The organism is Methylobacterium sp. P1-11 (assembly GCF_008329595.1).
In the GTDB taxonomy this organism is placed as follows: Bacteria; Pseudomonadota; Alphaproteobacteria; order Rhizobiales; family Beijerinckiaceae; genus Methylobacterium.
In genome coordinates, this window is sequence record NZ_NPKS01000019.1 from 1 (window position 1) to 12,156 (window position 12,156).

Consider the following 12,156-nt stretch of genomic DNA (forward strand, 5'->3'; position numbering starts at 1 on the left):
CGAACGCCCCAGGAATTCGCCCTGGCGGCGGCCCTGCAGGCCGCCGAATGAGATCCGGAAGCTCACCTTCCGGCCGGACCAAAATCCGGGGGACCCTCATCACAGCCCGAGAACTTGCATAGGCCGTGGACCACAAACGGGGTCAACTCCAATGAGATCCGGAAGCTCACCTTCCGGCCGGACCAAAATCCGGGGGACCCTCACTCCCGAAGCGGACCCACCTTCAGCCCCGTCGGCACCGCCGCGCGGGGCTCTTTCGAATCTGCCCTGGCTTCAAAGATACCGAACCATCCATCAGGCGAACGCGTTTGCCAGCATTCAGATCAAAGGAAGGTTCTCATGCGCCATCGCGTTCTCGCAGCCGCCACCGTCTTCACTCTTCTTGCAGGCGGAGCCTCTGCACAGGCTCCCGCGGCGACTCCTGTTGCGCCCTCCGCTCCTGGCGCTTCAGGCGTAGTTGCGCCTCAGAACAGCACTACCGGTAGCAATGGCGCAGTAACGGCTTCGCCGACCGGACAGCCGGCCGACACGATTTCTAACAGCTCGTCGTCGGCCGGGAATGCCAATCAGCCTGAGCGCGCTGTTCCTCAGGGCGGCGGCGGTGGCGGCAGCAGCAAGTAGCCGCGGATCGCTATCATCTGCGTGCGCTTTCTTCGGCCCCGCCGGCCATGCCGCGCGGGGCTTTTTCGTGCCCGGTATCCCCAGGCGGGACGCACACCCGGCCGGCCTCGCACGGCCCGGTAACCGGCACTGACCATCCTGCTGCCGAGCCAAGTTGCGTATCGGCTCGGGTCACACGCTGGTGAGATCGGACGCTCCCCCGCCCCGTGAGCAGATCGGGGCGGGGCCGAGCGAACGGCTAGCGGGCCGGCAACCATTCCCCGCCGCCATGTCCGACCTCCCGCCTCCCGTCGCTTCCTGGCGCTACCAGATCGAGCGCCCGTCCGAGCACGCCTCGCCGTGCCGGCATCTTCTGCCGACGAAGTGGGCAGCCATGCGGGCGAACACGCTGGCCTTCATCGACCAGTTCGGCGCCGAGGCGCACCGGCTCGGCAGAGCGGCTGTTCGACGTCCGTCCGGAGCACGGCATGATTCGAGTGGGCTTCTGTTTGGTCTAATAGTAGGGAAATTCAGCGCGTGGCGTTAAAGCACATCGCCGTTCATCCCGCGCGGCAATACTCCGCTGATCGGTGTACCTGCCGTCAAGCATCACTTGTGTGTGAGTCGCGAATTCGAGCGGAGGCGGCCTGCCCGGTGACCGCAATATAGTCGCTCGCAGAGAGTTTGAATGCAATCAGCCGGCCGACGCCAATGTTATATCATCAGCCACTGACGGATTATTACCGAATTATCATCTTGCCGACACCGAGGCTCATCGTCTAAGGCGATAAATCCAGCTCGTCCGGTTCAATTCTGCAGTGGACCTCTTACTGCTGCCGGCGGGAGTACAATTCTATGTGTGTCGTTCGGCAGAAATGCGGATGCCCGACCAGGCGGAAATATAACATCAAGCGCCCACCTAATTCACCCAATATGTGTGGACACCCGGTCGTGCGCTGGATCGGCTTTGCGAAGCGTCGAGCTCTGGATCTTGCCCGGAGACGGGCAATTGAATCGACGAGTGCCCGCGTCATTCAACTGAATTGGGCCGACACATTTGGCCGACCGGTCAGAGTCAAATCTACCGGCATCGTTCGGCCTATTGCATTGATACTGCCCTTCTGATCGCACTCGCGTTGTGTGACGTAAGGCCAACCGCCATACGAAGCTCGGACAGACCTGGGGCCCACCGATCTGGGAGTACGCGTCCAAGGGGAGCGGCTGATCCCGCCTGTGATCTGCGAGGATGTCGGGGGCAACCACGGTCTTAGCCGGCGCAGGTTGTTGCGTCGGCCAAGCCATTAATGCGGCAGGCCTTTTCGCAGCGCATCATTCGGGTATGTCCACTCGCCTACCGAGTCCGAAATGCACTTCGAGATCCGATCCACCGGCCGCTATCTCTAGAGCTGGGTGCTGCTCGACGCGACGCATATGAGGGTGATGGAATCGGACCGGAGCTTTCCGTCCGAGGCGCAGGCATCGGCCGCCGCGCTCGCGTTCTCGAAGCTCGTGACCCGCGCCGGCAAGACGCTGACCGGTGGACCAACCGGCGGCTTGCTCTAATCCAACAGGGATTTTCGCGCAAGGCACTGTTTCTGCAGACCAAATCGGACGCCATTCACATTCGTCCACTGGTCACGAAGATCGTCGGCACCGACGTCTTGAAGGCAGCTGTCGCCTCAGGCTTGTTCCGTCTTCGTTCGCAAGCGGAGGGCCACCAGAATGGGGCGCCTGGGAGATGCGGGGCTCGGTCGGGTGTACGTCGACTGCGCCACCTGCAAGCGCTCGGGTCGCTACACCGTCGCCAGCCTGATCAATCGGTACGGTGTCGACATCTCGACGATCGACCTGCTGCGGCACCTGACGGCCTCGTGCCACCATCAGCGCGCGCCCGGGGAGCCGCCCGCGCGGAAATACGCGCACCTCTGCCTCGCCGCGATCACGCTCCCGCCGCCCGCCAAGAAGATCCCGCCAGTGCCGCCGGGCGTGCCCTACACGATCGAGATGTGGCGCGAAACTGGTGGCAACGTCGAGCTGCACCTGGCGACGATCTATCCGCTGTCCATGGCGATCGTTGCGTTCGAGGCCGCCTGCCTGGAATGGCCGACGCACGAAATCACGCTTCGGGATCGCGCCCGGATCGTGCGGAAGCGGGAGCGGCCGCTGCGGAGCGCCATCACGTCCAGTTCCGGCGGGTCTCGCTGACGGCCATGCCATCGGCCTCCAGGCGCACCAGTGCCCGGGTCGCGTGCATGGCGCGCTCCCGGCCAGGCAACCCGGCGCGCTCGGCGATCTCGGTGGCGGTTGAGGGCGCAGATGTCAGGACAGCGAGTACGCGCGGTCGGATATCCAAGCGCGGCCGGGCGCCTCGTGGCGATGGGGCCTTCGGCATGCTGCCGAGCTACTGCAACCGACTCGGACCGTCCGTGAGACCGAGCCGAAGCGCGAGACCCAGGAGATGCTCCAGCGAAACCCACTCGCCGCCATCGATCCGCCATTGCTCGAAATCGCCGTCCGGTTCGACGGAGTGCCGACACACGCGCAGCAACTCGACCGCTTCAACGACCGGGTCGTACTCGATGAAGTTCATCCCATCACCGGGTGCGCCAGCAGGATCGCAGTCCGTACCATGTTGCGCTTCCAGGCGGCCTTGTCGGTGGTGAGCGCCTCGGCCGCGCGCGTGTTCGTGCGGAGCGTCTCGACTAGATCGAGGGTCCAGCCTTTCGTGAGCGGATATGATTCGGTGGCGAGGTCGGCCAGCACGGCGTCGACCGCGGCGTCGATCTCCTGATCGGTGACATAGGAGGCCTTGCGCAGCTCGGAGACGGTCGGGTTGGAAGCAATGATGCACCGCAGCAAAACCGCGTCAGCGTCCCGATAAACGTCCCGGTGCGGTGTGCCGGTTGTTCAGGGGCGGTGCTAAGTCTCGGGAAAGATTGGTCGGAGTGGCAGGATTTGAACCTGCGACCCCCACGTCCCGAACGTCGGGGTGTTGCCTCATCCCGTAGTGCGGCGGCCTAAACCGATCACGTTTGTCCGCGTCTGTTCACGCTGGTTTCTGTCGTTTCTGTCTGGTTTCTGTCGGGACCGCCCGCCCGCCTTAGCCGCCGCCTCGCGCTGGTAGTCCGGGTGGTGATGCCAGTAGTGCCGCTCGATCGTCTCGACGGTGGTCGCGTAGAAGCCCGCGGCGTCCTCCTTCGTCATGCCGTTCTGCATGCCCCAGGTGATCGCGGTGTGCTTCAGGATGTGGGGCGTCACGTCGGCCGAGAGCCCGGCATCGGCGACCGCGCGGCGAAAGGCTTTATCGACGTCGCGAACCGGCGCGCCATTCCACTCCACGACGTGCTCGCGGCAGAGGCCCATGCGATGCCACCGGCGGAGATGCGCCAACAGGCGGTCGGGCAGCCGTACCGGCAGCTTGCGCTTGTTCGTCTCGCGCTCGCCGGCCGGCCGCCGGTAGAAGACGCCGGTCTCGAGGTTGATCCATCCCCTCCCCTCGGCCGGCTCGAACGAGGCCGCGCAGATCGCGCCGGCCCGAGTGCCGGTGTAGAGCGCGACGAGGATGAACCGCGCGACGTGGCGGCGCGAGCGGCGCCCGGTCAGCTGGGCCTTCTGGACCTCGCGGTAGCGGTACGCGGCGCGGATCAGGCGGGCGGCCTCCGCGCGGGTCAGCCAGCGCTCGCGAGCGACGCCCTTCTCCGGCAGCACGACGCGCACGATCTCGCGGTGCAGGCCCTCCCGCAGATGGTGCTCGATCGCTGCGCGCAGATCTTCGAGCTGCCGGCGAGTGCCGCCCTTGGCGACATAGGCCCGGCAGGTCTCGCCCGTGACTTGGGCGAGTGACTTGGATCCCCAGAAACGCTGAAGGGCCGCGGCGCGCTGGGCGACCTCCTTCGGCCGCGCCTGCCGCGCCGCGCAGTCGGTCAGGTAGATGTTGATGACGTCGGCGACCGGTATGGCAGAGAGTGGACGGTGGCCTTCGCGCGGCGGCGTGTGCTTCTCGGCGAGGTAGCGGGCGAGGGCTTGCTCGGCTTCCGGAGGAGCGCATCGATCGTCCTCGACAGGGACGCCTGTGCTGCGCTTGACGCTGCCGTCTCGGACGACCCAGACGGCTCGCTCGAGGAGATCTCCGGTTTCGGCGTGACGCCGCTCGGCTTGAGGGTAGAGACGGGCGCCCTTCGAAGGCCGCGACATGCTTCTCTCATCCGTTCGATCTGCCGAAGGGTGGTGTACTCCTTACCCGCCGTGAACTCGGTTACCAGGCGCCCGGCGTCGCGCTCCTTCCGGAGCCCGCTCGCCGACATGCCTCCGCCGGGATAGGCGAGCGCGGCCGCCACGTCGAGGCGCAGCGGGGTGGTGTCGTCGACCTCGTGCCGGTCCGGGATGCGGATGCTACGCGGCACTGCCCCCTCCCTGCTGCTTAAACCCAGTGCGTTCGAGCGGCGGCGTTCGGCACTTGGTGTCCCGCCACACCTCAACGCCCGGCGGCGAGGAGTACGTCGAATACTCTAGTAACGGAGTATTCCCATGGACACGATCAACCTTCGCCGATCCAAATCGCGCATCCTTATGGGCGTTTTGGGGTCCTGCTTGTTCGTTGCACTCGCCATGTGGCTCGTTCTGGTTCGCCCCAACGTTGGCGCCGACACTATAATACCTGGAAGCTTTCGGGATTATGAGATGCGCACCGGCGCAGTATTTTTCGGCCTTTGCGCAGTTATGTGGGGCCTGAAGTTGCTTCAATCCGACCCCGTCATCTCTGTCGGTCCGCAAGGCATCTATGACCGTCGTCTCTCGACGGACTGGATTCCCTGGGACGCGATCCGAGCCATAAAGCCTTTGCAGTTCTGGATGAGCAGCTACTACCGACTGGAGATTGATCCCGAAGCTTCTGCGCGGATCCATTGGACGAAACGGGCTCGCTTCACATCGTGGCTGAACATTATGTTCGGGCGGCGCTATTGGATCAGCGGCGCCGAACTCAGCGGCGGCTTCCCTGCATTGGCAGAGGCGATCGGGCGTAGTCGGCCCGACCGCTGAGAAGTGGCTGCCCCTCTTAACCTGGGGATGAGCTCGAAGAGTCATGCTGCCACCTCTTCGCAGCTCCCTGGGACAGCTTGGCCAGGACAAGCGCTGCCAAACGTAAAATGCAAATCGTCGAGGAAGGCTCGATTTAAGAAATCGAACAGAGGTTGTGTCGATAACCTAAGCGCGAAATAGAAAGTTGAGCGCCCAAAAATGCCCCGCGAGAGACGTGCCCGTCCGCGAAGCGAGGCGGATCTCACCGGCCGCATTGTGCCGAACTTCGGCCGGCCGATCGGCTGCAAGATCCTGGATCGATCGGCGAGCGGTGCACAGCTCCGCGTGAACAGCGTCTTCGGTTTCCCGGAGACATTCATGCTGGAGATCCCGCAGACCGAGGAGCGCATCAACGCGCGCGTGGTCTGGCGGTCTGCAGGCAATCTCGGCGTGGAGCTTGAGGAGCCGGCGCGGCTGGCGAGGTAGCAGCAGTCGGCCTGAGGGGTGCGGTAAGTCATTCCGCGCCCCCTCCGTCGCTCGCCGGCGCACACCGCTTAATTGTTGGCCCCAAGGTAGGCTTAGCGGCCAAGCCCCTTGATGATTGTCCTATGCCGAATCCCCAGCCGCACAGCGGCTGGAAATCGATCTGCGGAGACTTATCGAATGCTGTATTTACAATCCTAATTGCCCAATATATAGACTCCGCGCTCTGGGGAGCGTGTTGTGTAGGGAACACGCTATGACTGATATGACACCGATCGCGGATGAAGCCGCGACACGCTTGGCCTTTGGCCTCATGCGCAGTGCCTATCTCGATCTCGCGCGGACGTTGCGCAGTATCGAAAAGGATCCCGCAAACGAGTTGCTGCGCGCTGTAGAGCACAGAATTGTATATAGGCTTGGCTCTGCTGGGCACGATTGCCCGGACGGTTCCACCCAGGAGGGTGCGCTCACCTTGGCTGCCGGTCGCGTTCGAAGCGTGCTTCGTGAAGCGCAAGAGGTCTGAGTCCCGCTTCACGATGGGTGGGCGGTTCTCCGCCTCGCGTACGAACCGCCCCACCACCCCGCATGCGGTCAGCGGCTTCAGCACGCCACAGTCGTCCTCGTCGTCGATGTCGAGCCCGTAACCGAACTCGGCGTCGTCCGCGGTGGTGTCGTGGCACCGCGGGTTCGGGCAGTCGTCGCAGCCGCAGTGGCCGAACTCGTCGGAGCCACAGCACAGGTTTCCGCACGGGCAGCACATCTCAGGCGGCCTCCTCGGCGGGAGGCGCGAAGCCCGGGAATCCGTCGTCGTCGAGCGGCGGTCCATCATCGCGTGTGTCGGTCTCGGCCATCAGCCGGTCGAGCTCGCCCTCAATCTCGGCGAGGGCCTGGACCTGGGCGGGCTTGAGGAGGTCGCGCCACGCCTCGAACACTTCCCGGCCGGCCCGCGCCTTCTCGCGCGCGACATCGGGAAGGGTCCGCTTCGGGGCCGCGGGCTTCTCCGTTGAGCGCTCCTCGGCCAGCGGCTTGACCGTGAAGGCCCGACGGACCGCCTTCGTGACCGTCAGCGGCATCGTCACGGGGCTCGTGATGCCGGACATGTGGCTGATCCGGATGCCGCCGACGGCCATGCCACCGAACTGCACGGCGTCGTCCCGGTAGAGCGTCATCCGCCGGCCGGCGTAGGCCTCACCGTCGCTTCCCCAGATCCGCAGCAGCACGCGGCGCATCGACTTGCCGGGCTTGTACGGCTTGCCGCCGTCGCCCTCGAAGTAGATCGCGATCGGCTGATCCGGCTCCTTCATCTTCGACACGCGCGTGACCGTGATGGTGCGCGGGCCGCCGATCAGGTCGTCGGCGTTGAGCTGGTCGGACCGGGGAGCGGTGGTCTGCGAGATGTCGATCACGCCATGATCTCCCGTTCGATGCGCTGGGTCAGGACGCGGCCGAAGAGGCTCTCCACCTCGCGGTAGCGGCTCATCGCGTCGCGGAGGCGCTGCTCGAAGTCGCCGGCGGCGGACAGGATTGCGGCCTGGATCGCGTCGTCCGGGTAGGCGCGGATCACCGCGAGCGGCAGGCCGCCGGAATACGAGACGAGGTCACACCAGAGCCGCTCGGAGACGAGGAGGCCGGTCTGGATCTGAAGCACGTAATCGGCCGGGATCGTGCCGTCGGGCACGTGCACCAGGAACGTCTCGACCTGGTACTTCTGCCGGCGCGACTTGCACTCCACGAGGCCGTCAGTGCCGACCAGCGCGTCCGGCGAGTAGCCGAGCGTGAAGCCCCAGCGGTCGTTGGTGATGAAGCCGACGGTCTCGGTCGGCGCGTAGTGCTTCGCGTAGAGGGTGAGCGCCTCGATCTCGTCGTCGCGGCCGCGCAGCATGTCGTCGCTGACGTACCGCGGCTCGACGAACTTGGTGATCCGCTGGGCGAGCAGCTCGTACAGGTGCGCCCGCTCCTTCTCGTTCCTGGCCGCCTTGAGGGTCGGCGTGAGGATCAGCGACATCTCGCTTGCGGTGAGCATCCCGCAGCGGACCGCGATCCACTCGTCGGTGCCCTGGTAGAGGTCGGCGTGGATGCGCACGGTGGAGCGCTGCGCTGGGGCGTCGGGGGCGAGCAGGGCCATGGTGGTCACTCCCCTGCCCGCTTGGCCTGGCGCTCCAGCCAGCCGCGGACCTTCGCGTCGTCGGTCTGGACGAGGACGGATTCCCCGCTGTCGCGGACGAAGGAGAGGCCGAAGCCGGCGGAGCGGGCGGCGAGCGTGAGGCGCCGCTCACGGCCGGCCCGGAGCGCCGCGATGAGGTCGCCACGCTCCCAGCGTGCGCGGATGTCGCCGACCATGATGTGGACCATGCCGGCGCGCGGGAGCAGCTCGGTCGCCTCGGCGGGCGTGAGGTGCATATCCTCGGGCGCCGGCGCGGCGGGGCGCGGCTCGGGGGCGGCCAGCGCGAGGGCCGCCGGCAGTGCGAGGGCGAGGTCGAGATAGCTGACGATGCTCACGGGCGGGCAAGCTCCAGGAGGGCCCGGCGGTCGGCCGCGGGCATGTGGCGGAAGGCGGTGAGGAGGGAGCGCTCGTCGGCGGTCACGGCGACGCCATCGACGTCGAGGCCGCCGATCAGGCTGAGATCGAAGCCGTAGAGCCCCGCGAACTGGGCGCGGCGGGCGAAGGGGATCGCGTCCTCGCCGCGCTCCCAGCGGCTGAGCACCGTCTGGGACGTCCCGATCAGGTGAGCGACATCTTGCTGCGGCATGCCGGCGCGCAGGCGGGCCTCACGGACGATGCCCGCGACGGTCTCACGCTCGGACAGCTCGGCGCCGCTCGGGACACCGCGCGGGCGCGGCCCGGTGGCAGCGAAGCGCGGGCGGGACTGCGGTCGGTACTCCGGGCGCAGGAAGGCCGCGTCGGAAGTGCGAGCGGGCCTCATCGCGCACCCGCTAGCTTCGAGGTCAGCCGGCCGGCCGACATCTCCACCTTCTGGTGGATCTCGGCGAGGCGTTCGGTGATGCGCTGGAGCCGGTTGAGGTCGTAGGGCTGGCCGGCGCCACGCTCGACGGCGCGCTCGACGTGCCAAGCCATCGTGCCGAGGCTCTCGAGAAGACCGTCGAGTCCGGCGACTCCCACGCAGAGCTCGCCGTCGCCATGGACGCGCTCGTAGGATGGGATCGCCACGGCCGGGATCGTGCCGGGGTTTGGGCCGACGATGGCGAGGTGCCCGTGCAGGGCGCGGATCGGGTGCGGCGCGTTCATCTAAGCGGCCTCGCGAAACTGGTCGGCTTCGAAATCCGCGATGGCGGCCAGCTCGTCGGCGGCCTCCAGCGCGAGGGGATCGGCGTGGTCCTGGGCGGCGAAACAGGCCTCAGCCCAGCAGTCGAAGTCGTCGCCAAGGGGCCCGTAGGGGCCGCGCAGGGCGTAGCCGGCAGCGTGGCCGCGGATCGCGTAGCCGGCGGGGAGGTCGAGGCGCGCCATGGTCAGGCGGCCTCGGGAACGAGAGCGAGCGAGCGCGGGCCGGCAACGTCGCCGGCCACAAGCCGCGCCTCGACGTAGAGGTCGGCCGCCCGCAGGAGATGCTCGCGGGCCCTGTCGACGGTCTGCGGAGCCGCCAACGGTGCGGGCGTCTCCGGCACGTCGAAGAAGGACGCGATCGGTGCGCCGGTGAGCTTGGCGACGATGCTCAGCGCAATGGCGCTGATGCGGTTCGTGCCCTTCTCGTACTTCTGGAGCTGGGCGGCGGAGACACCGATTTCGGCTGCGACAGTGCGCTGGGTGAGGCGAGCGCGGATCCGGGCGGCGCTGATGCGCGCGCCGATCCGGACATCCACGTCGGTAGCGGGCTGGCCAGCCATCAGCGGGCGCCCCGGACAGCGGCCACGTGGTCGGCGATGAACGCCGGCACGAACGGGGCGAGGCCGATGGTCAGCGAGCCCAGCAGACAGTGAGCGATCTGCACCGTGGCCGAGGCGTGCTGGAGATTGTCGAGGTAGGCGGTGAGCATTTGGGCGCTCCATCGGCTCGGTGAGCGGCGATGAAGAAACGCTACATGACGTAGCGATTGCGGTCAACACACCATGTAGCGATTATGCGCGAACCGACTGCGGCCGGACCGGAAGGCGAGCGCTCCTATCCACATCCGTCCACAGGTGGCCGAAATTTTGTTCTTGATGCGTTCCTTTTACCGAGCGGATGATCCCGGCGTCGTTCCGGAGGAGCCCGATGCCGAGTACCGAGCGCTACGCTTTCCAGACGTTCAAGAAGATGCCGACCGGCAATTTCAGTCCGGGACGATCCATCCCGTGCAAGACCCTACAGGAAGCGCTTACGAAGGCAGAGCAGAGCTGCACAGGGAAAGAGGATCATGGTGCAGCCGCATATCTCCTCAGAGGCGATGAGGATATCGGCGAGACCGAAGGGCCTAAGACTGTTGGCGTCTACGGCGCTTGTCCGCCGGAGGTCACTGACGATCTGCCGTTCTGATGATTTACTCGGCGGCCTGCGTTGCGGTTTGCACCGCGGCCTGCGAGATTTGCGACCAGCTTCGGGCATGCACAGTGCTGATGATGCCCGAAGCCCACTTGATGCGTGCATCGGAGACCAGTGGCGCGTTGAAGCTCTCCAGGTGGAAGCGCCCCTTCTTTGTGCCCTGCAAGATTCGCTTGAGGTAGCGGTCGCCCGTGCCGGTCATCACGACCGCGTAGAGCCCCACAAGCCTTTCCGGGTTCTCTCCGTGCCTTGAGCACAGCACGACGTCGTCGGGATCGAACTTCGGATAACCCGAGGTCCCGCTGACCCGGAATGCGATCGTGCCTTCTTCGACCGGAAATGGTACCGAGATCTCGTACAGGTCGGCGCCATCGGGGAGCTGCTCCGATGCAGTCTCAATCAAGCCGCCTGCGCTTACCAGTCCCTTCACGCCGACGACGTTCTGCCCTTCGACCACGCGCACAGGCGCATCCGTGTCGCCGAACAGAATGCCGCGGGCGGTGACGTCCACGCCGTCGAACCGGAAGCGAGCGGCGTAGCGCTCGGCATCGTCCTGGCCGATCGTCCGCGTGCCGCCCTCATGGGCTCGATAGGTGCTCTCGGGCCACTCGTTCTGTAGTGCCGCATCGCGCGCCGAACGGTAGCCGGCCGCGGCGCGGGCCGCCTTCAGACGGAGCCCTTGCTCCTTCCTGATCTTCTTCACGTCCATGCCACGTAGCGTAGCGATCGGAACGCTACGTGCTGCGTTGACGCTGATCGCTACCTCATGTAGCGATTGTGCCATGAACTCGTTCTCCGATGTCATAGACGCTCTCGGCGTCGCTACAGTCTCCGAGGTCCTCGGCATCCCGGAGAGCCATGTTCGGACCCTCAAGGCCCGCGACAGCATCCCGGCCGGCTACTTCAAGCGGCTCGTCGATGCCGAAGCGGGGCGGCAGGCGGGCGTGACCTTCGAGCTGCTGTACCGGCTCCGCGACCAAATCGCTGAGAGGCGCACGAAGGCGGCCGCCTCGCCGGAGAAGGCCGCGTGATGGGCGCCGCCATCCTCATCGGCTCTGCGATCGTCTTTCACGGCCTCGTCTTGAGCGTCGCCCTGATCGTAATTGCGGATCGGCTCGGCGGTCGCGCGGCCCCCCTCAGCTCGACCTCGACTGCCTGGACTCGCCGCCCGAGCGGGCGGAGCCATGAATGCCGGGGCTCGAGCCAGAATTCGCCTGTTCCGGACACGTCCCGTAGCTGCCGCGAACTGGCGACCGGATACACGCGCCAGTCGACCGCGATGGATCGGTTGGCCACCACCGGCAGCAATGCTCCTTCCGGCTGGGTGGCCTGAATGAGCAGCGCTCGCGCACCTCTTGGCCGGACGACCCGCATACTTGCGATCCGGAACTCGTCGTCGGTGGCGTTGTGGAACAGGACGCGGATGTGTCTGCGGTCGCCGTTCAACGGTGAGATCTCTGCGAGTGAGGCCCAGGGAAGCCCCGCCTCCGCCTCTGCCTTCGCCTTCCGCACGGCATCGCGCCTGTTCAGCCAGTTCAGCGCCAAGGCCATGCATCCAGTTAGGGCGCCAACCCATC

At 66.1% G+C, this 12,156-nt stretch carries 20 protein-coding genes; 7 read left to right on the top strand and 13 right to left on the bottom strand.

Going from position 1 to position 12,156, the window contains the following annotated elements:
* Positions 1-2,010: 2,010 nt before the first annotated feature.
* The gene (locus tag CIW48_RS19155) at positions 2,011-2,163 is read left to right on the top strand and encodes a hypothetical protein (protein WP_246695326.1); all 153 of its coding nucleotides are present in this window, start codon (positions 2,011-2,013) and stop codon (positions 2,161-2,163) included.
* 159 nt (positions 2,164-2,322) lie between these two features.
* A complete protein-coding gene (locus tag CIW48_RS19160) occupies positions 2,323-2,805 on the top strand; it encodes a hypothetical protein (protein ID WP_149312184.1) in 483 nt (160 codons plus the stop codon).
* Positions 2,806-3,001: 196 nt separating this feature from the next.
* Here the strand turns inward: CIW48_RS19160 and CIW48_RS19165 are convergent, their stop codons facing one another.
* The 3 genes from CIW48_RS19165 to CIW48_RS19175 form a co-directional block, all read right to left on the bottom strand.
* Positions 3,002-3,190: a hypothetical protein gene (locus tag CIW48_RS19165; protein WP_149312185.1), complete on the bottom strand. Its 189-nt coding sequence runs from the start codon at positions 3,188-3,190 to the stop codon at positions 3,002-3,004.
* Positions 3,187-3,444 carry a hypothetical protein gene (locus CIW48_RS19170; protein WP_149312316.1) on the bottom strand — a complete coding sequence of 86 codons (258 nt, stop codon included), beginning with the start codon at positions 3,442-3,444 and terminating at the stop codon, positions 3,187-3,189. The genes CIW48_RS19165 and CIW48_RS19170 overlap by 4 nt, the downstream gene beginning before the upstream one ends.
* A gap of 153 nt (positions 3,445-3,597) precedes the next feature.
* Positions 3,598-4,794, bottom strand: a complete 1,197-nt coding sequence (locus tag CIW48_RS19175; RefSeq protein WP_149312186.1) for a tyrosine-type recombinase/integrase — start codon at positions 4,792-4,794, stop codon at positions 3,598-3,600.
* A 333-nt stretch (positions 4,795-5,127) separates the two neighbouring features.
* On the opposite strand from CIW48_RS19175, the gene CIW48_RS19180 reads away from it, so the two are divergent.
* The 3 genes from CIW48_RS19180 (at position 5,128) to CIW48_RS19190 (ending at position 6,625) form a co-directional block, all read left to right on the top strand.
* The gene (locus tag CIW48_RS19180; RefSeq protein WP_246695327.1) at positions 5,128-5,640 is read left to right on the top strand and encodes an STM3941 family protein; all 513 of its coding nucleotides are present in this window, start codon (positions 5,128-5,130) and stop codon (positions 5,638-5,640) included.
* A 198-nt stretch (positions 5,641-5,838) separates the two neighbouring features.
* Positions 5,839-6,105, top strand: a complete 267-nt coding sequence (locus CIW48_RS19185; protein ID WP_149312187.1) for a PilZ domain-containing protein — start codon at positions 5,839-5,841, stop codon at positions 6,103-6,105.
* A 253-nt stretch (positions 6,106-6,358) separates the two neighbouring features.
* Complete coding sequence (locus CIW48_RS19190; RefSeq protein ID WP_149312188.1) at positions 6,359-6,625, top strand: hypothetical protein; 267 nt, start codon at positions 6,359-6,361, stop codon at positions 6,623-6,625.
* 238 nt (positions 6,626-6,863) lie between these two features.
* On the opposite strand, the gene CIW48_RS19195 is transcribed toward CIW48_RS19190, so the two are convergent.
* The 8 genes from CIW48_RS19195 to CIW48_RS33335 are packed head-to-tail and all read right to left on the bottom strand — an operon-like array spanning position 6,864 to position 10,094.
* Positions 6,864-7,508 (bottom strand): hypothetical protein, encoded by a 645-nt coding sequence (locus CIW48_RS19195; protein ID WP_149312189.1) that lies wholly within the window; start codon positions 7,506-7,508, stop codon positions 6,864-6,866.
* Positions 7,505-8,227: a YqaJ viral recombinase family protein gene (locus CIW48_RS19200; RefSeq protein ID WP_149312190.1), complete on the bottom strand. Its 723-nt coding sequence runs from the start codon at positions 8,225-8,227 to the stop codon at positions 7,505-7,507. Before CIW48_RS19200 ends, CIW48_RS19195 begins: the two co-directional genes overlap by 4 nt.
* Before the next feature lie 5 nt (positions 8,228-8,232).
* Positions 8,233-8,601 carry a hypothetical protein gene (locus tag CIW48_RS19205; protein ID WP_149312191.1) on the bottom strand — a complete coding sequence of 123 codons (369 nt, stop codon included), beginning with the start codon at positions 8,599-8,601 and terminating at the stop codon, positions 8,233-8,235.
* The gene (locus tag CIW48_RS19210; protein WP_149312192.1) at positions 8,598-9,026 is read right to left on the bottom strand and encodes a helix-turn-helix transcriptional regulator; all 429 of its coding nucleotides are present in this window, start codon (positions 9,024-9,026) and stop codon (positions 8,598-8,600) included. Before CIW48_RS19210 ends, CIW48_RS19205 begins: the two co-directional genes overlap by 4 nt.
* Positions 9,023-9,349, bottom strand: coding sequence for a hypothetical protein (locus tag CIW48_RS19215; protein WP_149312193.1), 327 nt, complete (start codon positions 9,347-9,349; stop codon positions 9,023-9,025). Before CIW48_RS19215 ends, CIW48_RS19210 begins: the two co-directional genes overlap by 4 nt.
* Positions 9,350-9,568, bottom strand: a complete 219-nt coding sequence (locus CIW48_RS19220; RefSeq protein WP_149312194.1) for a hypothetical protein — start codon at positions 9,566-9,568, stop codon at positions 9,350-9,352.
* A gap of 2 nt (positions 9,569-9,570) precedes the next feature.
* Positions 9,571-9,945, bottom strand: a complete 375-nt coding sequence (locus CIW48_RS19225) for a helix-turn-helix transcriptional regulator (protein ID WP_149312195.1) — start codon at positions 9,943-9,945, stop codon at positions 9,571-9,573.
* Positions 9,945-10,094 (bottom strand): hypothetical protein, encoded by a 150-nt coding sequence (locus CIW48_RS33335; protein WP_173009313.1) that lies wholly within the window; start codon positions 10,092-10,094, stop codon positions 9,945-9,947. Before CIW48_RS33335 ends, CIW48_RS19225 begins: the two co-directional genes overlap by 1 nt.
* Before the next feature lie 218 nt (positions 10,095-10,312).
* On the opposite strand from CIW48_RS33335, the gene CIW48_RS19230 reads away from it, so the two are divergent.
* Positions 10,313-10,573, top strand: a complete 261-nt coding sequence (locus CIW48_RS19230) for a hypothetical protein (RefSeq protein WP_149312196.1) — start codon at positions 10,313-10,315, stop codon at positions 10,571-10,573.
* Between the two features lie 4 nt (positions 10,574-10,577).
* Here the strand turns inward: CIW48_RS19230 and CIW48_RS19235 are convergent, their stop codons facing one another.
* Complete coding sequence (locus CIW48_RS19235) at positions 10,578-11,288, bottom strand: S24/S26 family peptidase (protein ID WP_149312197.1); 711 nt, start codon at positions 11,286-11,288, stop codon at positions 10,578-10,580.
* A 73-nt stretch (positions 11,289-11,361) separates the two neighbouring features.
* Here CIW48_RS19235 and CIW48_RS19240 point away from each other — a divergent pair, with 73 nt between their 5' ends.
* The gene (locus tag CIW48_RS19240; RefSeq protein ID WP_149312198.1) at positions 11,362-11,610 is read left to right on the top strand and encodes a hypothetical protein; all 249 of its coding nucleotides are present in this window, start codon (positions 11,362-11,364) and stop codon (positions 11,608-11,610) included.
* A gap of 37 nt (positions 11,611-11,647) precedes the next feature.
* Here CIW48_RS19240 and CIW48_RS19245 read toward each other — a convergent pair whose 3' ends face one another.
* Positions 11,648-12,124, bottom strand: coding sequence for a hypothetical protein (locus CIW48_RS19245; RefSeq protein ID WP_149312199.1), 477 nt, complete (start codon positions 12,122-12,124; stop codon positions 11,648-11,650).
* Positions 12,125-12,156 lie beyond the last annotated feature (32 nt).